Genomic DNA, 21176 nt, shown 5'->3' on the forward strand with positions numbered 1-21176 from the left:
ATTGTGCAGTTGCCAAGAGTTGGCAATAGTAGATACTGGGCAACATGGCGATCTACACGCTTCCCGACATGCCCTACGACTACGGCGCACTCGAGCCGGCGATGTCCGGGCAGATCCTCGAACTGCACCACAGCAAGCACCATGCGGCGTACGTCAAGGGCAGCAACGACACCCTCGACCAGCTCGCCGAGGCGCGCGACAAGGGCGACTACTCCGCACTGGTCGGCCTGGAGAAGACCCTGGCCTTCAACCTCTCCGGCCACGTGCTGCACTCGATCTTCTGGAACAACCTGCGGCCCGGCGCCAGTGCCGACCGCCCCGGCGGCGAACTGTCCGCGGCCATCGCCGAACACTTCGGATCGTTCGAGGCGTTCGCCGCACAGCTCTCCACCGCCACCAAGGGTGTGCAGGGCTCCGGCTGGGGCGTCCTCGCCTGGGAACCGCTGTCCCAGCGCCTGATCGTGGAACAGGTCTACGACCACCACGGCAACGTCGGCCAGGGCTCCACGCCGATCCTGGTCTTCGACGCGTGGGAGCACGCGTACTACCTGCAGTACAAGAACGTCCGCCCGGACTACGTCGACCGCCTGTGGAACCTGGTCAACTGGTCCGACGTGACGAAGCGCTTCGACGCGGCCCGCGCAGCCGGCAACCCGCTCATCGTCGCACCGTGAGGATCCACCGTTGAACGACACCGGCCCGGCCGACCACACCCCGGGGAGCGGCACCCCCGGGGCCGGCGGTCCCGGGCCGGTCTTCCTCGCCGCCCAGCAGGCCGCCGGAGTGATCGCCGCCAAGCACCGCGGCGACTTCCCCGGCGCCGAGGAGCTACTGGCCGCGATGGGCGACGAACGCACCCAGGCCCGCGGTTTCTGCCTGCTCGCCGAACTCGCCCTCAGCCTGATCCGCTCCCAGACCGGCCAGACCACCGACGAACTCGTCCAGGAGCTCACCCTCCTGATGGCCGAGGTCGTCCACGCCGGACCCCAGGCCCACGGCGACGCCGCCTGACGTGCCCGCCCGGCCGGTCGCTCCGCCGCGGAGCGCCGGCCGGCCTTGCGAAACACCGGCTTTTCAAGAGCCTTCGGGGGTACGCCCGAAGCACCGTCCCGGTGAGCCAGCGATCCTCCGCCGAGCCCGGAGTCGCCGGACGGGTGACCGCGTTACGACGGCCGGCGGTGGCGCAGCAGTCCGTCGATGACGACGTTGAGCTTCCAGTCGGCGTAGGCACGGCTGTCGCGCCCGGCGGTGGTCATCACGGGGAGCAGAGCATGGATGGTCGGGTGGGTGTCCGCCGGCAGGCCGCCGTAGACCGCGTCGAGCTCCGATCCGGCGGCCTCGGACATGACCTCCTCAGTGGCCCCGGCCGCGTTGCCGGCCACCGTCAGGGCTCGCTGGCCGCGCAGCCGGTCGCCTCTACTCCGACGGCGCCCGCGCCATCGTGGCGGCGATGCGGGCCACCGGGGTGAAACGGCTGCTGGCCATCACCTCCGTCGGCGTCCGGCACGACGACCCCCACCACGCCTGGTGGTACCGCGGCCTGATCCGCCCGATCGGCGCGAACCTGTACGCCGACATGGCCGACATGGAACGCATCGTGCGCGACACCGACCTCGACTGGACCTTCGTGCGGCCCACCTACCTCCAGGACCGCGAGCCGACGGGCAGCTACCGCGCCACCGACGACAGCACACCCCTGGGTGGCCGGCGCGTCACGCGTACCGACGTCGCCCGCTTCATCGTCGAGGAACTCGGCGCGCACCGCTGGTCCCGCCAGGCACCCAGCCTCGCCGAATGACGACGACCACGCCGCACCCTTGATGCCGGCGGGCCCGGCCGCGTGTCAGGGTTCGAGCAGGAGACGGTGTTCGGACGTCCAGTCGTGGGCGGCGCGGACGGCCTGCACCGTTCCGTTCTCGCGGAGCCGGACCATCGCCGGGTCGCCCGCATCGGCGGCTGCCTCGATGCCGCGCGCACCGCTCCTGCCACCACAGAGCCACGGCAGCGCGCTGCCGTCCACCAGCCGCATGTCCTGCCGTCGCCGCCACGTGGTCGGCGCATCTTCGACGGTGAACCACGTCACCGTCCGGGCCGGGGCGCCAGGACGACGACCTTGCCCGGCAGCGGCGTCGTCATCGCCCGCGCGTGCAGGGCCGGCAGATCGGCCAGTGCCACCCGGTGCGCGACGTCGAGGAACAACTCGCCGGTGCCGACCCGGGCGACCAGGTCGGCGAGCTGGTCGGTGTCGCCGCGTACCCGCAGGCCGACGCCCCGCACACCACGCTTCCCGTCGCCGGGGACGGGCCTTTCGGCAGTGGTGCTGACCAGTGTGCCGCCGTCACGGATCAACGAGACGAGGGCGTTCATCCGGTACGCGGAAAGCGGCGTGAAGTCGAGGACCAGGTCGACCCGTTCCGTGACGCCGGTGAGAGTACGGTCGACCACCTCGTCGGCTCCCACGGCCGTGACCCATGTCGTCCGGTGCGGACTCGCCGTGGCCAGCACGTGCGCACGTGCCTCCTTGGCCAGCTGCACGGCGTACCCACCGATTGTTCCCTCCGCACCGATGATCAGAACCCGTTGCCCGGCCGTCAGGTTGCCGTGGTCGAACACTGCCTGCCAGGCGGTGAGGCCGACGAGCGGCAGGGCGGCCACATCGGTCAGCGACAACTGCCTCGGCACCCCGGTCAGGGTCTCCGCGGGCGCGATCACGTACTCCGCGGCCGCCCCCGCAGCGGTCATCGGCAGAAACCCGACGACGTGGTCCCCCACCGCGACGTCGGCCGTGCCCGGGCCGAGCGCGTCCACGGTGCCGGCGACGTCGATGCCGGGCGTGTGTGGCAGCCGGACCGGGACCGGCCCCCGCAGCAGGCCCGCGCGGATGCCGGCGTCGACGCTGTTGAACGAGGTCGCGGCGACCCGGATCCGCACCTCGCCGGCGCCCGGGTCCGGCCGCTCGACGTCCTCGTACCGCAGGACCTCGGGGCCGCCGAACCGGTGGAAACGTACTGTCTTCACAGCTGGGCCCGCTTTCGTGATGGGGACGCTGACCAACGTCGCAGCATCCGGCGGATCCCACCTGGGCCGGTCCGGCCCACCTTGCGGCGGCCGAGGCACACTGGTGCCGTGGAACGTCACGAGTTCGGCGCGGCAGTGCGCCTCTTGCGGGAAAACACGGCACCCGAGTCTGTCGGCCTGCCGGCGGGCGGACGGCGGGTACGCGGCCTGCGGCGGGAGGAGCTCGGCGACCTCGCGGGGATGTCCGCGGACTACGTCCGCCGGCTGGAGCAGGGACGCAGCCACCCGTCGGCCGGCGTGGTGAACGCCATCGCCCGCGCGTTGCGGGTCCGGCGGGCCGACTACGAACGGCTCTGTGCGCTGGCCGGGTACGCCGCCGCGGGCGGGCAGGTGCCGACCGATCTCGGTCCGGGCGCGCTGCGGCTGCTCGAAAGCTTCCCGGACACCCCGATGTTCGTCTCCGACGCCGCGATGAACCTGATCGCCGTCAACAGTGCCTTCCTCGCTCTGGAACACTGGGATCTCACCGGGAGCCGCTGGGACTGGAACGTCGCGTGGCGCACGTTCTGCGATCCGTTCGACGGTTTCCAGCAATCCCAGACGGACGCGACCGACCACCAGACGATCCTCGTCACCCAGCTCAAGTCCGCACTGCTGCGGTATCCCACCGACGCCCCGCTCACCGAACTGGTCGACGAACTCCGCACCCGCAGCCGGCTGTTCGACACCTCATGGCGCGCGCCCCGGCCGGTGGAGGCGTACCAGAGCACCGCGACCTTCCTGCATCCCGAGGGTGCCCCGGTCGCGCTGGCCGGGAGCCTGCTCGCCATCCCCGGCGACGACCTGGCCGCGCTGATGCTGACCGCGACGCCCGGTTCGGCCGATGCGGCCCGCCTGGCGGAGGTGGTGGGTGCGGCCGACGGCCCGGCGGTCGTCAGGGTGGGCCGATCTGGCCCAGGTTAGATCCGGCCGAACCTGCGAAGTTGGTTGACGTCACCGGACGGGAACCACCACGAAAGCAGGCTCAGTCATGAAGGCAGTACGTTTCCACGAGGTCGGCGGTCCCGAGGTCCTGCGCTACGAGGACGTCGAGCAGCCGGCCCCGGGCGCCGGCGAGGTGCGGATCCGGGTCGCCGCCTCGGCGTTCAACGCCGCCGACAACGGCATGCGGGCGGGCTTCCTGCCGATCCCGGTCGTGCTGCCGCACGTACCCGGCTATGACGTCTCCGGCACCGTCGACGCGCTCGGCGACGGCGTCGACGGCCTGCGGGTGGGCGACGCCGTGGTCGGGTTCCTGCCCATGGAGCGCGACGGCGGCGCCGCCGAGTACGTCATCGCCCCCGCGGACCGCCTGGTCCCGGCGCCCACCACCATCCCGCTGGCCGACGCGGCCGCGTGGCCGTCGGTGGCGCTGACCGCCTGGCAGGCCCTCTTCGACGACGGCGCCCTGCAGGCCGGTCAGCGGATCTTCATCAACGGCGCCGGCGGCGTGGTCGGCAAGTACGCCGTCGCCCTGGCCAAGCAGGCCGGCGCCCACGTCGTGGCCACCGCCACCGCCCGCAGCCGGGAGGCCGTCCAGGCGGCCGGGGCGGACGAGATCGTCGACTACACCACCACGGAGGCCCTGACCGCGATCGGTCAGCCGGTCGACGTGCTGCTCAACCTCGCCCCGATCGACCCGGACCGGTTCACCGCGCTGGTGGCCCTGGTCCGCGACGGCGGCAAGGTGGTCAGCACCACCGCCTTCATGGCCACCCCGGGCGACGAGTCCCGCGGTGTCACCGCGGCGACCGTGTTCGTCCTGCCCCACCGCGAACGCCTCACCGAACTCGTGACCATGATCGACAAGGGCGAACTGCGGGTCGAGGTCACCCGCCGGATCCCGTTGACCGAGTTGCCCGCCCTGCACGCCGAAGCAGCCGCCGGCCGCATTCCGGGAAAGACCATCGTCCTGCCCGCCTGAACCTCGGCACGACCGCCGTCACCGGGGCGGCGGAGTCCACCGTCGAGGCCTGGACCTGTTCCGGATCTCGCACATCGACGGCCACGACCGGTACTACGCCATCGGCAATCCGGTCGTGGCGGGCGAGGACGACGGCTTCACGATGACCGACGGGCCGGTCCCGGCTCTCCCCCAGCCGTCTCGACACAGCCCTGACCGCCTCGGCGACACCGCAGGCGCGCGCTGTCGCGGCCGCCGTCGCCACGGACTAGACACGTTTCGCGGTCAGGGTGCGAAGCCCGTCCGCGTGGTGATTACGGGCGCGCTGGGCGCCCGAAGTCACCACACCCGTGACGGTGTGTTGATTACGGGCGCGCTGGACGCCCCAAGTCACCACACCCGTGGCGGTGTGTTGATTACGGGCGTGCTGGGCGCCTGAAGTCACCACGCTCGGGTGGGTGTGGTGATTACGGGCGTGGTGGGCGGCTGAATTCGCCACGCGGACCCTGACGACGAAACGTGTCTAGCGAACGATCAGGTGAAAGATCGGGATGGTCCGGTCGACGCCGGCCTCGAACTGGGCGAAGACCGGTGAGACGGCACGGAACCTCTGCCGGGCCGCCTCGCGGTCGGGTCCGTCGAGTTCGACCGCGCGCACACTGTGGGTTTCGATGCCGGCCGTCGGCAACGGCACCTCGACATCGATGTCGGGGTGGGCGCGAAGGTTGTTCACCCAGGCGGGGTTCCGGGGATTGCCGCCGAAGGTGGCCGCGACGACCCATCCTCCGCGGAAGGCGATTCCCCGGGTCAGATGGGAACGGGGCTCGCCGGTCCGCGCTCCGATCCCGTGCAGCAGGACCAGGTCACGCCCGAAGCGGGGGTGATCGCCGCCGCTGCGCTGAAATTCGTCGATCATCGGATCGATCCAGCCACTCATACTTGTTCTCCATGGATCTTTCCGCATTCCTCGATAGCGATCCGAAGCTATCGCGCGGAGGATCGAGGAGACAGCCACAGGTTGTATCTCCCGGGTCAGGACGGGGACGCCACCTGTAGTCCGCCGTCCGGAGAGAGGAAGACGACGTACTGGTCCTGGTCGGGGACCAGCATGACGTCACAGGTCACGGTCTCGGCGCCGAGAGCCACCCGGCCGGAGCCCCGGAATCCGGTGTGCACCCGCGCCCAGGCCTCCCGGAAGTGCGGGCTGTGTTCGCGGAGCTCGGTGACGAGTGCGGCGGTCTCCTCGTCGTCGGGGTACCGGGCCACCGTCCGGCGCAGCTGAGCGGTCGCGAACCGGGTGAAGGCTTCGAGCCCGGCCGAGGTCCAGATGTCGCCGTCGTCACCGGCCTCGGGCAGGAAGTGCCGCCGGATCAGATTACGGCGGCGCGGGGCCGTCACGGTGAAATCCTCGAGCAGTTCGACGGCGGCGTCGTTCTGGGCGATGACGTCGAACCGGGCGCTCAGCACGAGGGCCGGGGTGGGTTCCAGTGTGCGCAGCAGGCGGCTGGTGGCGGCGGGCAGCTCCATCGGCGGTTGCCGGGGCCGGGGTGGGGCTTCGCCGGCGAGTTCGAACAGATGCCGGGTCTGGCCCGGGTCGAGGCGGAGCCCGCGCGCGATCGCGTTCAGCACCTGCGGGGACGGGCTGGCGCCGGTGCCCCGTTCGATGTTGATGTAGTGCGCCACGGAGATGTTCGCCCGCGCGGCGGCCTCCTCACGGCGCAGGCCCGGAGTGCGCCGTGAGGAGACCGCCGACTCGGAGCCGGTGGGCTGCTGCCGCTCCCGCATCGTCCGAAGGAACTCCCCCAGCGCCCGGCGGCCCGACGTCTCCATCCGGTCAGCCTACGACTCGACATGCCCGGCAGGCATGGGTTGGTGGCTCAACAAGTATTGGACGGCATAGCTGGAGCTTCGCAGACTGCTGACATGGAGCAACGACGACGACTCGTGACGGCGATCCCCGGACCGCGATCGCAGGAACTGATGGCACGGAAGAAGGCCGCGGTCGCCTTCGGGGTGGGCACCACGATGCCGGTCTTCGCGGCGGGTGCCGGCGGTGGCGTGGTGGTCGACGTGGACGGCAACCACCTGATCGACCTGGGTTCGGGCATCGCGGTGACCAGTGTCGGCGCCAGCGATCCGCGGGTCGTCGCGGCCGTCACCGAGCAGGTCCGGGCGTTCACCCACACCTGTTTCATGGTCACCCCGTACGAGGGGTACGTGGCCGTGGCCGAGGCACTCAACCGCTTGACGCCGGGTACGCACGACAAGCGGACCGCCCTGTTCAACTCCGGCGCCGAGGCGGTGGAGAACGCCGTGAAGATCGCCCGGCTGGCCACCGGGCGGCCGGCCGTCGCGGTGTTCGACCACGCCTATCACGGGCGGACCAACCTGACGATGGCGATGACGGCCAAGTCGATGCCGTACAAGCACGGGTTCGGGCCGTTCGCCCCGGAGGTGTACCGGGCACCGCTGTCGTACCCGTACCGCGACGGCGGGCTGTCCGGGGCGGACGCCGCCGCCCGGGCGATCGATCAGCTGGACAAGCAGGTGGGTGCGGCGAACCTGGCGGCCCTGGTGATCGAGCCGATCCAGGGTGAGGGCGGTTTCATCACCCCGGCGCCGGGGTTCCTGCCCGCGCTCGCCGGCTGGTGCCGGGAGCACGGGGTGGTGTTCATCGCCGACGAGGTGCAGACCGGGTTCGCCCGTACCGGGGCCTGGTTCGCCAGTGAGCACGAGAACGTCGTACCCGATCTGATCGTGACCGCGAAGGGCATCGCCGGCGGCCTGCCGCTGTCCGCGGTGACCGGCCGGGCCGAGATCATGGACGCCGCGCACACCGGCGGCCTCGGCGGCACGTACGGCGGGAATCCGCTGGCCTGTGCGGCGGCGCTCGCCGCCATCGAGACCATCGAGCAGGACGGGCTGATCGCGCGGGCCGGGCGGATCGGCGAGCTGCTCACCGCGCGACTGTCCGCGTTGCGCGACGGCGACCCGCGGATCGGCGACATCCGCGGCCGCGGCGCGATGATCGCCGTCGAGCTGGTCGAAGCGGACTCCGGGCGGCCGGATGCGGCGCTGGCCAAGGCGGTCGCCGCCGCCGCGCACCGGCGTGGCGTGATCGTGCTGACCTGCGGCACCTACGGCAACGTGCTGCGGTTCCTGCCGCCGCTGACCATCTCCGACGACCTGCTGCACGATGCCCTCGACGTGCTGGGCGAGGCGCTGGCCGGTTAGGACCGCGCGATCGCCGTCGTGCAGAACTCCTCGATCTCGTCGATGAGGTGGATCAGCAGATCGGCCGCGTAGTGGGTGGGGTCCCAGCCCGCGTACATCGGGATCAGGATCGGACGGCCGCCGTTGCTCACCGGCACGGCGGCCAGGTCGAACCGTGACCAGTTGGTCAGCAGCGCCACCCCGCGGCCGGCCGCCGCCAGCCCCTGCGCCAGCAGCGAGGAGCTCATCTCCACCAGCCGGGCCGGCCGCCGGTCGAGCCCGGCGAGGGCCTCGTCGACCACCAGCCGGGCCATGTTGGTCCGGTTCATCACGATCAGCGGGTCGTCGAGCAGGTCGATCAGCTCGATGCGGTCGAGTTCCGCGTACGGATGGCCCGCCGGCACCTGCGCGTAGAGCGGGATGTCCGGCAGCCGCCGGGCCCGCCAGCCGGCCGGCGGCGGGTACGTCGACAGTCCCAGGTCGGCACCGAGTGCCACGATCTCGTCGAAGACCCGGGCCGGTTCCATCTCCACCCCGTCGATCACCGGCAGGTCCGCCCCGCGGGCGGCGAGTAGCGGCGCCACCAGGTCGTGCAGGGTGGCCAGCGGCGCCACCACGGTCAGTTCCGGGGTGCCGCTCAGCTCGCCGGACGCGCCGAGGCGCAGCACCTGCCGGGCCATGCCCTCGCGGCGCAGCAGGTCGCGGGCGACCGACAGCATGCGGCTGCCGGCCCGGGTGAGTTGCAGCGGCCCGTTGCCCCGGCGGAACAGATCCGCCCCCAGCTCCCGTTCCAGCGCCCGTAGCTGCCGGGACACGGCAGGCTGGCTGATGCGGACCGCCTCGGCGCCGGCGGTCAGGCTGCCGGCCTCGGCGATCGCCACGAAGTAGCGCAGGACGCGTAGTTCGACCATCTGCGGATTCTCGCATTGCCTGGAAGGCAAGGAAACGGAAACCATCCGGCATTGGACGGCATGAGCACAGGCCGGAAGGCTTGGCCGCACTGCACCTCGCCGATTCAGGAGAACCCATGGGCGTGTTGACCACCGACTCCCGGCGAGCCCGCCGCGCGGGCTTAGCCTCGTTCATCGGCACCGCCGTGGAGTGGTACGACTTCTACATCTTCGGTACGGCCGCCGCCCTCGTCTTCGGCACCGTCTTCTTCCCCGAGGTGAGCCCGGCCGCCGGCATCCTCGCCTCGTTCGCCACCCTCTGGGTCGGCTTCGTCGCCCGCCCGCTGGGCGGCATCGTCTTCGGCCACCTCGGCGACCGGTTCGGCCGCCGCGGCACCCTGGTCACCACCCTGGTGCTGATGGGCGCGGCCACCACCTGCATCGGTCTGCTCCCCGGGTACGCGAGCATCGGTGTCGCCGCCCCGATCCTGCTGGTCGTGCTCCGCTTCCTGCAGGGCTTCGCGGTCGGCGGCGAGTGGGGCGGCGCCGTGCTGATGGCCTCGGAGAGCGCCGAACGCGGCCGGGGCGTCTTCGCCGGCATGTTCGTCCAGCAGGGCTCCCCGGCCGGCAGCATCCTCGCCACCTTCGCGTTCCTGCTGGTCAGCCGGCTCGACGACGATGCGTTCCTGTCCTGGGGCTGGCGGCTGCCGTTCCTGGTCAGCGCGGTCCTCGTGGTGATCGGCCTGGTGGTGCGGCTCAAGGTCGAGGAGACCCCGGAGTTCACCGAACGGGTCGCCGCCGCAGCTCCGGAACGCGCCCCGCTGAAGGAGGTCCTCACCCGGCACCCGGTGGTCGTCGTGCTCGCCCTGCTGGCCAGTGTCAGCGGCATCGCGGCCGCCTACTTCACCAACACGTTCATGCTCTCGTACACCACCACCGAGCTGGGCGTTCCGCGGCAGACGATGCTGAACATCCTGCTCTTGCTGGCCATCACCCAGTTCGTCTGGCAGCCGTTCGCCGCGCTGATCGCCGAGCGCACCGGCCCGGCCCGTTTCATGACCGTCTGCCTGGCCGCCAACGTCGTCGTGGCGATCCCGATGTTCCTGCTGGTGCAGACCGGCCAGGCCGTGCCGATCTTCATCGGACTGGCGCTGAGCATCGTCGCCGGCGCCGGCTACTACGCCGTCCTGGCCGGTTTCCTCGCCGCCGCGTTCCCCGCCCGGGTGCGCTACACCGGCATCTCGCTGAGCTACCAGCTGTGCTCGACGCTGATCGGCGGCACCACCCCGTTCATCGCCCAGTACATCGCCACCCGTACCGGCGGCTGGGGTGGCATCGCGGTGTTCTACATCGTCATCCTGCTTGTCACCGCCGCCGGAGTCGCCGGCCTGGCCGCCTGGACCCGCCGCCGGCCCGTCGCCGCCTGAGAGGGGAACCGACCGTGCGACTCGACACCATCTTCACCAACGCCGTCGTCCACACCGTCGACGACGACCACCCCCGCGCGACCCGGATCGGCGTCTGGCAGGGCCGCGTCGCCGCCCTCGACGACGACCTCGACGGCGTCTCCGCCCGGCGGGTCGTCGACCTCGGCGGCGCCACCGTGGTCCCCGGCTTCCACGACGCCCACCAGCACTTCTCCATGGTCGGCCGGGAGATGCTCCAGCTCGATGTGTCGGCGCCGGCAGCGCCGACCCTCGACGCCCTGCTCGCGGCGGTGGCCGGGCGCGCCGCGCGACTCGCACCCGGCACGTGGATCATCGGGCACGGGTACGACCAGAACAAGATCGGCGCCCACCCGACGGCGCAGCAGCTGGACCGGATCGCGCCGGAGCATCCGGTGTGGCTGGTGCACACCTCGAAGCACATGGCGGTGGCCAACTCCGCCGCCGCCCGGGCCGCCGGCTTCTCCGGACTGGACGCCCTGCCCGAGGTGCCCGGCGGCGCCGTCGTCCGCGTCGACGGGGTGCCGACCGGCCTGCTCCAGGAGGAGGCCATGACGCGCGTGTCGGACGTGCTGTTCCCGGTGCCGTTGCCGCAGCTGGGCGACGCGCTCGCCGCCGCCTCCGAGCACTGCCTGGCCCGCGGCATCACCAGCATCACCGAACCCGGCATCGGCGGCGTCGGCGGGCTCGGCTCGTCCCGCGCCGACCTGCGCGCCTTCCAGGACGCCCGGCAGTCCGGCCGGCTGCGGGTCCGCACCACCGTCATGCCCTACATCGAGGCGCTGCACGACTTCGGCCCGATCGGGCCCGGCGAGAACGGGTACGGCCTGGACCTGGGCCTGCGGTCCGGGCTCGGCGACGACTGGGTACGCGTCGGCGGCGTCAAGATCGTCTCGGACGGTTCGCTGATCGGCCGGACCGCCGCGATGTGCTGCGACTACCACGACACCCCCGGTGAACGGGGCTTCCTCCGCGTCGAGCAGCCCGAACTACGCCGGCAGATCGTCGACGCGCACCGCAACGGCTGGCAGGTCGCCACCCACGCCATCGGCGACGCCGCCCTGGACGTGGTCCTCGACGCGTACGCCGAAGCCCAGCGCCTGCACCCGCGCGCCGACCCCCGGCACCGCATCGAGCACTGCGCGGTCACCAGCCCCGAGCAGGTACGCCGGATCGTCGACCTGGGACTGATCCCGGTCCCCCAGGGCCGGTTCGTGTCCGAGACCGGCGACGGGCTGCTCGCCGCCATGGGCCCGGACCGGTCCGCCGGCCTCTACCGGATGCGGACCTGGGTGGACGCCGGCGTCGAACTGCCCGGCAGCTCGGACGCCCCGGTCGTCGACTCGCCGCCGCTGTGGGGCCTGCACGACATGGTCAACCGGCGGACCGCCTCCGGCGCGGCGTTCGGGCTCGCCGAGGCGCTCACCGTGGAGCAGGCGCTCCGCGCGTACACGCACGGTTCGGCGTACGCCACCCACCAGGAACACCTCAAGGGACGGATCCGGCCCGGCCTGCTGGCCGACTTCGCCGTCCTCGACCGGGACCTGCTCACCGTCGCGGCCGAGGAGATCCGCGACGTGGCGGTGGTCGCGACGGTCGTCGGCGGCGAGACCGTCCACGAGCGCCGCTGATCTCGGCCGTGCCGCCCGGCTCGCTGACCGATCAGCGTGCCGGGCGGTTGACCGACCGCGTCCCGGGGAGCCGGAGATAGCCCTGCGACCACGCGCCGACGGCGACGACCGGCGGGTCAGGCGGTCCCGACCGCGATCACGGCCACGATCAACACCTACAGGATCGATCGACTTCGCGGGAATAGGACCGGGTGCTGCGGAGTTGCGACAGATCATGACGACATTCGGAATCATCGGGGCCGGAAACATCGGAAGCCAGGTGGCCCGGGCGGTGATCGCGCTGGGACACGACGTCGTGATCGCGAACTCGCGCGACCCCGAGACCCTCTCCGCCCTGATCGACGACCTGGGGCCGTCCGCGCGGGCGGCGACGGCACGGGAGGCCGGCGCCGCGGGTGACGTGGTGGTCGTCACCGTGCCGTTCGGCAAGTACAAGGACGTTCCCGTCGAGCCGCTGGCCGGCAAGATCGTGCTCGACACCGACAACTACTACTGGGAACGCGACGGCCGGTTCGGCGAGCTCGACCGCGGCGAGGCGACCACCTCGGGCCTGCTGCAGCAGCACCTGCCCAGCTCCAAGGTGGTCAAGGCGTTCAACCACATCACGGCCGCCGCCATCACCACCGACGGTTCCCCGTCCGGCACGCCGGGACGACGCGCGCTGGTGGTCTCCTCGGACCATCCCGATGCGGTCGCGTTCGCCACCGAACTCTACGACCGGATCGGATTCGACGCGGTCGACGTCAGCCCGCTGAGCGAGTCGTGGCGGGTCGAGCGGGACCGTCCGGCGTACGTCGTCAGGCAGGACCGGGCCGAGCTGGAAGCCAACCTGGCGAAGGCGACGCGCACGATCTGACCGGCGGCGGCCGGAGACCGCGACCCGGAAGAATCGGCCTCGGGGCAGGCGTTAGCTTGGCACGGTGGGTATCTCCGCGCACCTGGCCCGGCTACGGGCGATGATCGGCCACGAACTGATCCTGCTGCCGTCGGTGTCGGTCCTCGTCCGCGACGGTGACGGGCGGCTCATGCTGGTCCGGCACACCGGCAAGCAGGACGGGTGGGCGGTGCCGGGCGGCGCGGTCGACCTGGGCGAGTCCCCGGCCCAGGCGGCGGTCCGGGAGATCCGCGAGGAGACCGGCCTGCGGATCCACCGGTTGCGGCTGCTGGATGTGCTCGGCGGCGCCGATTACGAGGTGACCTACGCCAACGGGGACCGGGCCGCCTATGTCACCGCCGTCTTCGAGGCCGCCGTCGCCGGCGGGACTCCGGCGCCCGACCGGGAGGAGATCAGCGAGCTGCGCTGGTTCGCCCCGCAGCGCCTGCCCGCGATCGGTCTCAACCGTTTCAGCCGGGCTTTGCTGCAGGCGACGGGCCATCTGACCCCTTGAGGGGTACGCCGTGAAGCAGTCCGGTGTCGGCACCGGTCACGTCGCCGGATCACGCCGTAGCCCGGCGACCTCGAGGGCGGCGTCGGCGGCATCGCGCAGGACGTCCTCGCCCACGTCGGCCTGGGCCAGCGCCTCCATCCCGCGGAGCACCGCCAGCAGGTGACGGGCCGTGCGGCGGGCGTCCCGGTCCGCGGGGACGTCACCTGCGACCTGGGCCTTCTCGATCTCGGCCTGCAGCAGTCCGGCGATCGTGACGAACGTCTGCCGTGCCCGGTCGGCGACCTCGGGGTTGGTGGCCGCCAGCTCGGCCGCCGACTTGGCGAGCAGGCAGGACCGGTGCGGGCCCGGCTGCCCGAGGGCGGTGACCATCGTGTCGAACAGGTCCCGCAGACGGTCGGCCGACGACGAGCCGGGACCGTCCAGGTGGTCGCGCAGGTGTGCCGTGCTGGTCGCGCAGTAGCCGTCGAGGACCCGCTGGAACAGGGCCTGCTTGTCGCCGAAGGCGCCGTACAGGCTGCCTTTGCCGAGGCCGGTGGCCTGCATCAGGTCGTCCAGCGAGGTCGCGGCGAAGCCCGCGTTCCAGAATGCCTCGGTGGCGGAGCGCAGCACCTGCTCTTCGTCGAACTTGCGGGGGCGTGCCATACCCCGACGATATTCGTTCTGGACCGACCGGTCAACATTGTGCTTGTATTGGACCGTACAGTCCGGAACTGAACGAGAGTGAGCACCCCATGACTGACCTCGACGGCAAGGTGGCCCTGGTGACCGGCGGCGCCACCGGCATCGGCCGGGCCACGGCCGCCCTCTTCGCGGCCGAGGGGGCCCGGGTCTTCATCACCGGCCGGCGGCAGGCCGAACTCGACGAGGCCGCCGCGGCGATCGGCGCCACCGCGATCCGTGGCGACATCGCCGACCTGGACGACCTGGACACGGTCGCGGCCCGCATCGCCGAGAGCGCCGGACGGCTCGACGTCCTCTTCGCCAACGCCGGCGGCGGCGAGTTCAACACGCTCACCGACCTGACCCCGGAGAGCTTCGACCGGACCTTCGACACCAACGTGCGCGGCACCACCTTCACCGTGCAGAAGATGCTGCCGCTCATGCCGGACGGGTCGTCGATCGTGCTGACCGGCTCCACCACGGCCAGTCGCGGCGGCCCCGGCGGCGGCACCTACTCGGCGTCCAAGGCGGCGATCCGGCAGTTCGCCCGGGTCTGGGCCGCCGAACTGGCCCCGCGCCGGATCCGGGTCAACGTCCTGGTCCCCGGGCCGACCGACACGCCCGGCCTGCGCGGCATCCCCGGCGACGAGACCCACGTCGACGGCTTCCTCGCGCAGATGGCCGCCTCCACGCCGCTGCGCCGGGTCGCGGACCCGGCCGAGATCGCGCAGGCCGCGCTCTTCCTGGCCGGCGACCGGTCGAGCTACATGACCGGCAGCGAGCTGTTCGCCGACGGCGGCGAGGTGCAGGTGTTCCCGGCCGCCTGACGAAAGACGTCCGTGCCCGGCCGGCCGGCCGGGCACGGACGGCGACTCAGTCCGTCACGGTCCCGCGGAACGTCCCGAGGTCGTTGCCGAACTCCAGCTCGACCGTCTCGGGCCCCTCGGCCACGTCGTCGGTGATCGTCGGCACGGTCAGGTCGGCGGAGATCTCCCCCGGTTCCACGAAGGTGTACGGGAACACGTCCGCCCCCGACAACGGCAGCTCCGGGTCGGGTTCGCGGCCGGTGAGGCTCCACAGCCAGTCCGGGTCGACGTCCCGCGTGGACAGCTCGGTGCCGTCGGCGGGCGGCACCGCCCACGCGTCGACCGGGATCCATGCCTCGGCCCGGGTGGACAGCGTCGCCCGCCAGGTCAGCGTGCCGCCCTCGGCGACCGTGTCCGTGACCGGTGCGACGGTGACGACCGGCATCGGGTCGTCGTTGAGGACGTTCACGACACCGGTGTAGTCGCCGACGACCAGACCCTGCTCCGCCTTGGCGAGCACCACCTGCGCCTCGCCCTCGCCGTACAGGGTGTCGCCGGGCACCTCCACCGGCACCTCGATCAGCCCGGTGCCGGGCGCGACGGTCACCTGCCAGGTCACGCTCCCGCCGGAGAGCCGGTCGAGGATCGCCAGCCGCAGCCGGCCGCCGCCACCGTCGCCGCCGCTGATCCGCACCGGCACCTGATAGGTCACCGAACCGGTGTCGCCCTCGGTCACGGTGAGGCCGCCGATGTCCACCCGGGGCAGGGCGACCGGGCGCGGATCGGGGGTGCCGGGCCGGTAGCCCCACGCGTCGAGCAGCCAGGCCTGCCCGCTCGCCGTCCGCGGGGTCAACTCCAGCCCCGCCATCCGGCCACGGAAGTCACCGAGCGGCACCCGCAACTCCTGCGCCCAGTAGGAGGCCCGCATCATGCCGGCCGGCAGGCCGTCGGCGGCGACGTCGCCGAGCACGGTACGCCGCCCGGCCGTGTCCACGATCGTCACACCGAACCGGGTTCCGGTCGATTCCGGCGGCACGATCAGCCGCAGCGCCAGGTCCCGGGAGTCGCCGAGCGACACCGGCCGCGCCGGCGTCAGGGTCAGTGGTGTTCCGGCCGACGACCAGCTGACGTCGGCCGCCCACCGGCCGGGCTCCGGAACCGTGTTGCGGAACGGGGTCCCGTGCACCGACGGGAAGTAGGTGGCCCGCGGCGCCAGGCACCGGTCGTCGTCGCCGCTGACCAGCGCACAGATCCGGGCCCCGCCGCCGGTGACCGTCGCCGGATCGGGCAGCAGCGCCGGAACCCGGTTGCCGCCGAGCGCGTGGCTGAGCACCCGGGCCGGGCCGGCCGACGGTGCGCGTACCCCACTGCCGTCCAGCAGCGGGCGCATCCGGTCCTCGCCGGTGAACAGCCGGGCCGCGGCCGCGATGTACGTGGCCCCGGCGTCCTGCTGCTGCGCCGCGGTCAGCCGGGTCGGCGCACCGGTGCCGCAGACCGGGTCGTCCGGGTCCCAGCCGGCCCAGTCGTCGAACGCGAACGCGACCGCCTGTCCCGGTGTCCACTCGGTGTTGAAGTAGTTGTGATTGGCACCGATCATGAACAGCGCACTGTGCAGGGCCCGGCCCCGGCTGACACCCCGGGTCGCGTCGACGAACATCTGCCCCTGCAGGTCGGCGACGTCGCCGTCGCAGCCGGGCAGGATCGTCACCGACGGCACGTCCGGCACCGGATCGTGGCCGAAGATCGTCGGGCCGATCAGCATGAGGCCGCGGATCGTCCAGCGGGTGGCGATCGAGTCACCGGGCGGCGGGGTCAGCGAGTCCATCGCGGCCCGGTTGACGCCCTCACCACCCCGGGAGTGTCCCATCAGGAAGACCTGGCCCATGTCGGCGCGCGGCGCGGACCGGACGATCGCGGGGGCGCCGGCCCGGCCGGTGCCGGACCAGTCCGCCCACCGGGCGAGGTGTTCGCGGACCAGCGAGGAGCGGCCCTGCGCCCCGGCGTCCTCCAGCCCGGCGTCCTGTCCGTTGATGCCGTTGGCCGAGATCGACACGGTGATCCAGCCCTGCGACGCGAGCAGTTCCTGCGCCTGCAGGTAACCCCGGTGGCTCGGGATCGGCTGCGTCCCCTCGGAGCAGGGCCACTGCATCGTCCAGTCGTCACCGGAGTAGCAGGTCGGGTGGCGTCCGTGCAGGAACAGTGCCAGGGGGCGGGGACCGGTCGCCCCCTTCGGCGCGACCACGACGGCTTCCATCTCCACCGGCTCGGGATAGTCGGGCAACGTGACGCTGCTCAGCGCGTACCCGCCGGAGATGGTCTTGAACTTGCCCTTGACGCCCGGATCGGTGGTGGTGGCGGGCAGGGTCGGTGCCGGCGACGGTGTGGGTTCGGCGGTACGCCGGGGCAGCGCCTCGACCCGGTCGAGGCGCCGTCCGCCGGTGCGCACCGACAGGTCGGCCAGGCTGAACACCCGGCTCAGGTCGAGGGTGAACGTGGTGTGATCGGCGGTGAACGCGGGCACGCCGAGGCGCCGCTCCCCGGACCAGAACTCGACGGCGGCGTCCCCGGCCGGCACCTGCCGCTCGGCCCGCCAGCCGAGCTTGCCGCCGGCCACGAACCAGCCGTCCGGCAGGGCGGCACCCGGTCCGGCCGGCACGACCGGCGCCGCCGCCACCGGCCCCGTCCCGCTGATCACGAGGGCCGCCGCCAGCAGGACGGCCCCGAACAGTCTTCGCATCCGTCCATGCTTAGTCGACAGATGCAAATGGATGAATCAGCTCTTGCGGCCGACTCCACCGCGCCCGTCGATCGCCGACGCCACCTCGCCGCCGGTCGGACGCCAGTGCGGCGTCGGCACCACACCCGGCTCGACCAGGTCGAGGCCCTCGAAGTAGCCCTCGACCTGAGCCACCGTCCGCGGGGTGTAGGCATGACCCTGCTCCGCGGCCACCTGCTTGCCGGACTGCGCCTGATCGCTGGTGGCGGTCCCCTCCGACAGCGCGAGGTAGCTGCCCGGCGGCAGCGCGCCGAGGAGCCGCTTCAGGATCCCGCGGGCCTCGTCGTAGGAGGCGACGTTCCCGAGGATGCCGAACATCATCAATCCCACCGGCTTGCCGAAGTCGAGAGTCCGGGCCGCCTCGCGCAGGATCCGCTCCGGGTCCTGCACGTTCGCGTCGATGTAGTCGGTGGCGCCCTCGGGGCTGCTGGTGAGCATCGTCCGCGCGTGGGCGAGCACCAGCGGATCGTTGTCGACATAGACGATCCGCGACTCGGGCGCCAGCCGCTGGGCGACCTCGTGCGTGTTGTCGGCGGTGGGCAGGCCGGTGCCGATGTCGAGGAACTGGCGCACCCCGGCCTCGCGGACCAGGTAGCCGATCGCGCGCCCGAGGAACCGGCGCTGCTCGCGGGCCAGCACCGCCATCCCGGGGAACGCCGCCAGCATCCGGTCGGCCAGCGCCCGGTCGACCTCGTAGTTGTCGGTGCCACCGAGGATGTAGTTCCAGACCCGCGCGCTGCTGTGTGTGGTGGTGTCGACATCGGGTTCGTTCATACCGCTCGTCGGATTCACACCGTCCACCGTCCCACCGTGATCCAGGAGGATCAATAAGGGAGGCCGGCGTAGCGGGCGGAGGCGCCCAGCTCCTCCTCGATGCGGATCAGCTGGTTGTACTTGGCGGTCCGGTCGCTGCGCGACAGCGACCCCGTCTTGATCTGCCCGCATCCGGTGGCCACCGCCAGATCGGCGATCGTGGTGTCCTCGGTCTCGCCGGAACGGTGCGACATCACCACCCGGTAGCCGGCCCGGTGCGCCGTCTCGACCGTCCGCAACGTCTCGGTCAGCGTGCCGATCTGGTTGACCTTCACCAGGATCGCGTTGGCGTAACCACCCTCGATGCCACTGATCAGCCGGTCGGCGTCGGTGCAGAAGACGTCGTCGCCGACGAGCTGGAGACGGTCACCGGCCTGGTCGGTGAGCTTCCGCCACCCGGCGAAGTCGTCCTCCGCCATCGGGTCCTCGATCGAGGAGATCGGATACCGCCCGGCCAGGTCCAGCAGATAGCCGATGTGCTCGTCCACCGACCTTTCCACCCCTTCTCCGGTGTACGCGTAAACGCCGTCCCGGAAGAACTCGGAGCTCGCCGGGTCGAGGCACACGGTGATGTCCACCCCCGGCCGGTACCCGGTCTCCTCGACGGCCCGCACCACGAACCGCAGCGCCTCGTCAGCGTCCGCGAAGTCCGGCGCGAACCCGCCCTCGTCCCCCACATTGGTGCCGTGTCCCGCCGCGGCCAGCTGACGCCGCAGCGTGTGGAACACCTCCGACCCCATCCGCACCGCCTCGAAGAAGGACGTCGCCCCCACCGGAGCGATCATGAACTCCTGGAAGTCGAGCGGATTGTCGGCGTGCGCCCCGCCGTTGACGATGTTCATCATCGGGACGGGCAGGACCCGCGCACCGACCCCGCCGACATACCGGTAGAGCGGCTGCCGGTGGGCCTGAGCCGCGGCCTTCACCACCGCCAGCGACACCCCGAGGATCGCGTTGGCGCCCAGACGGCCCTTGTCCTTCGTGCCGTCCAGCGCGATCATCGTCGCGTCGACGAGCGCCTGATCCTCGGCGTCCAGCCCGGTCACCGCCGCCGCGATCTCCCCGTTGACGGCGGCGACCGCCCGGCCGACCCCCTTGCCGTGGAACCTGGCCGGATCGCCGTCCCGCAGCTCGACGGCCTCGTTGGCCCCGGTCGACGCCCCCGACGGCACGGCCGCCCGCCCCGACGATCCGTCCTCGAGCACCACGTCGACCTCGACGCTCGGGTTGCCCCGGCTGTCGATGATCTGCCGCCCGATGACCCGGCTGATGGCTGTCATCCCACACTCCCTGTTCCGTCGTAACGGCACCAGCCTGGCCCGTGGTGGGCAGCCTTGTCATCGCGAGAAGAATCGCGTTGACCCGTACCCCGAGGTGCGGGTTTAAGGTCCCCGGCAGGCGGCTCCGCAGCCGTGCGGCATCCCGCCTACCAGCAACCGCAACGCGTCGGGACCTCAGTTTCTTACTCAGCCCCGACGGTCAGCAGGTGCCCGGCCCGGCCGGCGCCGTGCCTGAGCCGGTCAAGGCCGCCCACCCGGAGTTCCACGTGGTCAGGTGAGGGTGAACAGGGTCAGGGCGGCCAGGGACGGCGCATCCACGATCTGCCCGGTGCGGATCATCGCGGTGATCTCCGCGTCGCTGAACCAGCGGTGGATCATGTCCTGTTCGCTGGCCTCGCGGTCGGGTTCGCCCTCTTCGAGGCCGGTCGCCAGGTAAACGTCGAAGCCCTGCGTCGAGTAGCCGTACGCCTCGTAGAGATGCCCCAGGTGGACCATCGACGCGGCGCGCAGGCCGGTCTCCTCGGCCAGCTCGTGGCGGGCCAGGTCGGCCTGGTCGCCGCCGGTGGCATCCATGCCCCAGCCGCCCTGCGGGAACTCCCACGCCCGCCGCCCCACCGGATAGCGGAACTGTTCCACCATCCAGAACCCTTCGCGGGTACGGGGCAGGACGAGCGCGAAGTCCGGCTTCTCCACGACGCCGAAGATGCCGGGGCTGCCGTCCGCCCGCCGGATCTCGTCCTCCCGGACCGTCATCCACGGATTGCGATAGACCACGCGACTGCTGACCTGTTCCATCGCGTGATGATCTCAACACCGGGCAACAGGGTTAGGCTGACGCGGTGCCCCTGTTGTTCTCCTACGGAACGCTGCGCGACCCGGCCGTGCAGAAGGCCACGTTCGGCCGTGAGTTGACCGCCTGCCCGGACCGGATCGTCGGGTTCCGCCTCGACCGGGTGCTGATCACCGATCCGCACGTGCTCGCGGTGAGCGGCCTGACCCACCACCCGATCCTGCTCGCCACCGGCGACACCGCCGACACGGTGGACGGCTCGGTCCTCGAGGTCACCGACGCGGAGCTGGTGGCCGCCGACGAGTACGAGGTCGACGACTACCAGCGGGTGTCCGCGCCCCTGGCCTCCGGAGACACAGCCTGGGTGTACGTCGCGGCGCCCCAGAACTAGTGTCCTGCGTCTGAAGTTCGCCGATTATTCGGGGGTAGCGTCGAGTGATGTCGCGTGCTGGCCGTCCGATGGTGCCGCTGGTGTTGACCGAGCGGGAACGAATGACCTTGACGAACTGGACTCGTCGGGGGTC

General features: G+C 71.7%; 22 protein-coding genes and 1 pseudogene. 12 read left to right on the forward strand and 11 right to left on the reverse strand.

Going from position 1 to position 21176, the window contains the following annotated elements:
* Positions 1-44: 44 nt before the first annotated feature.
* Both WH85_RS08405 and WH85_RS08410 read left to right on the forward strand, forming a co-directional pair.
* Positions 45-674 carry a superoxide dismutase gene (locus tag WH85_RS08405; protein ID WP_045741136.1) on the forward strand — a complete coding sequence of 210 codons (630 nt, stop codon included), beginning with the start codon at positions 45-47 and terminating at the stop codon, positions 672-674.
* A gap of 10 nt (positions 675-684) precedes the next feature.
* Complete coding sequence (locus tag WH85_RS08410) at positions 685-1011, forward strand: hypothetical protein (RefSeq protein ID WP_045741137.1); 327 nt, start codon at positions 685-687, stop codon at positions 1009-1011.
* A 152-nt stretch (positions 1012-1163) separates the two neighbouring features.
* Here the strand turns inward: WH85_RS08410 and WH85_RS08415 are convergent, their stop codons facing one another.
* Positions 1164-1346, reverse strand: coding sequence for a hypothetical protein (locus tag WH85_RS08415; protein ID WP_157410892.1), 183 nt, complete (start codon positions 1344-1346; stop codon positions 1164-1166).
* An 83-nt stretch (positions 1347-1429) separates the two neighbouring features.
* On the opposite strand from WH85_RS08415, the pseudogene WH85_RS08420 reads away from it, so the two are divergent.
* Positions 1430-1798 (forward strand): annotated as a pseudogene (locus WH85_RS08420) (NAD(P)-dependent oxidoreductase); the annotation flags it as partial.
* Between the two features lie 45 nt (positions 1799-1843).
* On the opposite strand, the gene WH85_RS52815 reads toward WH85_RS08420, so the two are convergent.
* Complete coding sequence (locus WH85_RS52815; RefSeq protein ID WP_045741139.1) at positions 1844-2083, reverse strand: hypothetical protein; 240 nt, start codon at positions 2081-2083, stop codon at positions 1844-1846.
* Positions 2080-3018: an NADP-dependent oxidoreductase gene (locus tag WH85_RS08430; protein WP_045741140.1), complete on the reverse strand. Its 939-nt coding sequence runs from the start codon at positions 3016-3018 to the stop codon at positions 2080-2082. The genes WH85_RS52815 and WH85_RS08430 overlap by 4 nt, the downstream gene beginning before the upstream one ends.
* 108 nt (positions 3019-3126) lie before the next feature.
* Here WH85_RS08430 and WH85_RS08435 point away from each other — a divergent pair, with 108 nt between their 5' ends.
* On the forward strand, positions 3127-3981 hold the full coding sequence (locus tag WH85_RS08435; RefSeq protein ID WP_045741141.1) for an MmyB family transcriptional regulator: 855 nt from the start codon (positions 3127-3129) through the stop codon (positions 3979-3981).
* A 67-nt stretch (positions 3982-4048) separates the two neighbouring features.
* Positions 4049-4981 (forward strand): NADP-dependent oxidoreductase, encoded by a 933-nt coding sequence (locus WH85_RS08440; RefSeq protein WP_045741142.1) that lies wholly within the window; start codon positions 4049-4051, stop codon positions 4979-4981.
* A gap of 502 nt (positions 4982-5483) precedes the next feature.
* Here WH85_RS08440 and WH85_RS08445 read toward each other — a convergent pair.
* The gene (locus tag WH85_RS08445; protein ID WP_169792423.1) at positions 5484-5876 is read right to left on the reverse strand and encodes a nitroreductase/quinone reductase family protein; all 393 of its coding nucleotides are present in this window, start codon (positions 5874-5876) and stop codon (positions 5484-5486) included.
* 116 nt (positions 5877-5992) lie between these two features.
* Complete coding sequence (locus WH85_RS08450) at positions 5993-6790, reverse strand: helix-turn-helix domain-containing protein (protein WP_045741144.1); 798 nt, start codon at positions 6788-6790, stop codon at positions 5993-5995.
* A gap of 93 nt (positions 6791-6883) precedes the next feature.
* Here WH85_RS08450 and gabT point away from each other — a divergent pair, with 93 nt between their 5' ends.
* A complete protein-coding gene (gabT, locus tag WH85_RS08455; RefSeq protein WP_045741145.1) occupies positions 6884-8194 on the forward strand; it encodes a 4-aminobutyrate--2-oxoglutarate transaminase in 1311 nt (436 codons plus the stop codon).
* On the opposite strand, the gene WH85_RS08460 is transcribed toward gabT, so the two are convergent.
* On the reverse strand, positions 8191-9084 hold the full coding sequence (locus WH85_RS08460; RefSeq protein WP_045741146.1) for a LysR family transcriptional regulator: 894 nt from the start codon (positions 9082-9084) through the stop codon (positions 8191-8193). The genes gabT and WH85_RS08460 overlap by 4 nt on opposite strands.
* A gap of 116 nt (positions 9085-9200) precedes the next feature.
* Between WH85_RS08460 and WH85_RS08465 the strand changes: the two genes are divergently transcribed.
* The 4 genes from WH85_RS08465 to WH85_RS08480 all read left to right on the forward strand — a co-directional run bounded on the left by WH85_RS08465 (position 9201) and on the right by WH85_RS08480 (position 13527).
* Positions 9201-10490 carry an MFS transporter gene (locus WH85_RS08465; protein WP_045741147.1) on the forward strand — a complete coding sequence of 430 codons (1290 nt, stop codon included), beginning with the start codon at positions 9201-9203 and terminating at the stop codon, positions 10488-10490.
* Positions 10491-10504: 14 nt separating this feature from the next.
* A complete protein-coding gene (locus WH85_RS08470) occupies positions 10505-12139 on the forward strand; it encodes an amidohydrolase (RefSeq protein ID WP_045741148.1) in 1635 nt (544 codons plus the stop codon).
* Positions 12140-12353: 214 nt separating this feature from the next.
* The gene (locus tag WH85_RS08475) at positions 12354-12995 is read left to right on the forward strand and encodes an NADPH-dependent F420 reductase (RefSeq protein ID WP_045741149.1); all 642 of its coding nucleotides are present in this window, start codon (positions 12354-12356) and stop codon (positions 12993-12995) included.
* Between the two features lie 64 nt (positions 12996-13059).
* Positions 13060-13527, forward strand: a complete 468-nt coding sequence (locus WH85_RS08480) for an NUDIX domain-containing protein (RefSeq protein WP_045741150.1) — start codon at positions 13060-13062, stop codon at positions 13525-13527.
* A 36-nt stretch (positions 13528-13563) separates the two neighbouring features.
* Here the strand turns inward: WH85_RS08480 and WH85_RS08485 are convergent, their stop codons facing one another.
* A complete protein-coding gene (locus WH85_RS08485) occupies positions 13564-14169 on the reverse strand; it encodes a TetR/AcrR family transcriptional regulator (RefSeq protein WP_045741151.1) in 606 nt (201 codons plus the stop codon).
* An 89-nt stretch (positions 14170-14258) separates the two neighbouring features.
* Here WH85_RS08485 and WH85_RS08490 point away from each other — a divergent pair, with 89 nt between their 5' ends.
* Positions 14259-15014, forward strand: coding sequence for an SDR family NAD(P)-dependent oxidoreductase (locus WH85_RS08490; protein ID WP_045741152.1), 756 nt, complete (start codon positions 14259-14261; stop codon positions 15012-15014).
* 46 nt (positions 15015-15060) lie between these two features.
* On the opposite strand, the gene WH85_RS08495 is transcribed toward WH85_RS08490, so the two are convergent.
* The 4 genes from WH85_RS08495 to WH85_RS08510 all read right to left on the reverse strand — a co-directional run bounded on the left by WH85_RS08495 (position 15061) and on the right by WH85_RS08510 (position 20657).
* Positions 15061-17730, reverse strand: a complete 2670-nt coding sequence (locus WH85_RS08495) for an alpha/beta hydrolase family protein (RefSeq protein WP_045741153.1) — start codon at positions 17728-17730, stop codon at positions 15061-15063.
* A 36-nt stretch (positions 17731-17766) separates the two neighbouring features.
* Positions 17767-18543 carry an SAM-dependent methyltransferase gene (locus WH85_RS08500; RefSeq protein WP_045741200.1) on the reverse strand — a complete coding sequence of 259 codons (777 nt, stop codon included), beginning with the start codon at positions 18541-18543 and terminating at the stop codon, positions 17767-17769.
* Between the two features lie 50 nt (positions 18544-18593).
* Positions 18594-19862 (reverse strand): phosphopyruvate hydratase, encoded by a 1269-nt coding sequence (gene eno, locus WH85_RS08505; RefSeq protein WP_045741154.1) that lies wholly within the window; start codon positions 19860-19862, stop codon positions 18594-18596.
* 270 nt (positions 19863-20132) lie between these two features.
* Positions 20133-20657, reverse strand: a complete 525-nt coding sequence (locus WH85_RS08510) for an NUDIX domain-containing protein (RefSeq protein WP_045741155.1) — start codon at positions 20655-20657, stop codon at positions 20133-20135.
* A 44-nt stretch (positions 20658-20701) separates the two neighbouring features.
* On the opposite strand from WH85_RS08510, the gene WH85_RS08515 reads away from it, so the two are divergent.
* Entirely contained in the window at positions 20702-21043 is a 342-nt protein-coding gene (locus WH85_RS08515; protein WP_045741156.1) for a gamma-glutamylcyclotransferase family protein, read from the forward strand.
* Positions 21044-21176: the final 133 nt, after the last annotated feature.

Source organism: Actinoplanes rectilineatus, assembly GCF_000962825.1.
Classification (GTDB): domain Bacteria; phylum Actinomycetota; class Actinomycetes; order Mycobacteriales; family Micromonosporaceae; genus Actinoplanes; species Actinoplanes rectilineatus.

Bases quoted from the DNA above. Each gene is read 5' to 3' on its own strand.
- WH85_RS08465 (WP_045741147.1), top strand. From the start codon at position 9,201: ATGGGCGTGTTGACCACCGACTCCCGGCGAGCCCGCCGCGCGGGCTTA.
- WH85_RS08490 (WP_045741152.1), top strand. From the start codon at position 14,259: ATGACTGACCTCGACGGCAAGGTGGCCCTGGTGACCGGCGGCGCCACC.
- WH85_RS08460 (WP_045741146.1), bottom strand. From the start codon at position 9,084: ATGGTCGAACTACGCGTCCTGCGCTACTTCGTGGCGATCGCCGAGGCC.
- WH85_RS08405 (WP_045741136.1), top strand. From the start codon at position 45: ATGGCGATCTACACGCTTCCCGACATGCCCTACGACTACGGCGCACTC.
- WH85_RS08445 (WP_169792423.1), bottom strand. From the start codon at position 5,876: ATGATCGACGAATTTCAGCGCAGCGGCGGCGATCACCCCCGCTTCGGG.
- WH85_RS08475 (WP_045741149.1), top strand. From the start codon at position 12,354: ATGACGACATTCGGAATCATCGGGGCCGGAAACATCGGAAGCCAGGTG.
- WH85_RS08450 (WP_045741144.1), bottom strand. From the start codon at position 6,790: ATGGAGACGTCGGGCCGCCGGGCGCTGGGGGAGTTCCTTCGGACGATG.
- WH85_RS08510 (WP_045741155.1), bottom strand. From the start codon at position 20,657: ATGGAACAGGTCAGCAGTCGCGTGGTCTATCGCAATCCGTGGATGACG.
- WH85_RS08495 (WP_045741153.1), bottom strand. From the start codon at position 17,730: ATGCGAAGACTGTTCGGGGCCGTCCTGCTGGCGGCGGCCCTCGTGATC.
- WH85_RS08415 (WP_157410892.1), bottom strand. From the start codon at position 1,346: ATGTCCGAGGCCGCCGGATCGGAGCTCGACGCGGTCTACGGCGGCCTG.
- WH85_RS08485 (WP_045741151.1), bottom strand. From the start codon at position 14,169: ATGGCACGCCCCCGCAAGTTCGACGAAGAGCAGGTGCTGCGCTCCGCC.
- WH85_RS08440 (WP_045741142.1), top strand. From the start codon at position 4,049: ATGAAGGCAGTACGTTTCCACGAGGTCGGCGGTCCCGAGGTCCTGCGC.
- eno (WP_045741154.1), bottom strand. From the start codon at position 19,862: ATGACAGCCATCAGCCGGGTCATCGGGCGGCAGATCATCGACAGCCGG.
- gabT (WP_045741145.1), top strand. From the start codon at position 6,884: ATGGAGCAACGACGACGACTCGTGACGGCGATCCCCGGACCGCGATCG.
- WH85_RS08500 (WP_045741200.1), bottom strand. From the start codon at position 18,543: ATGAACGAACCCGATGTCGACACCACCACACACAGCAGCGCGCGGGTC.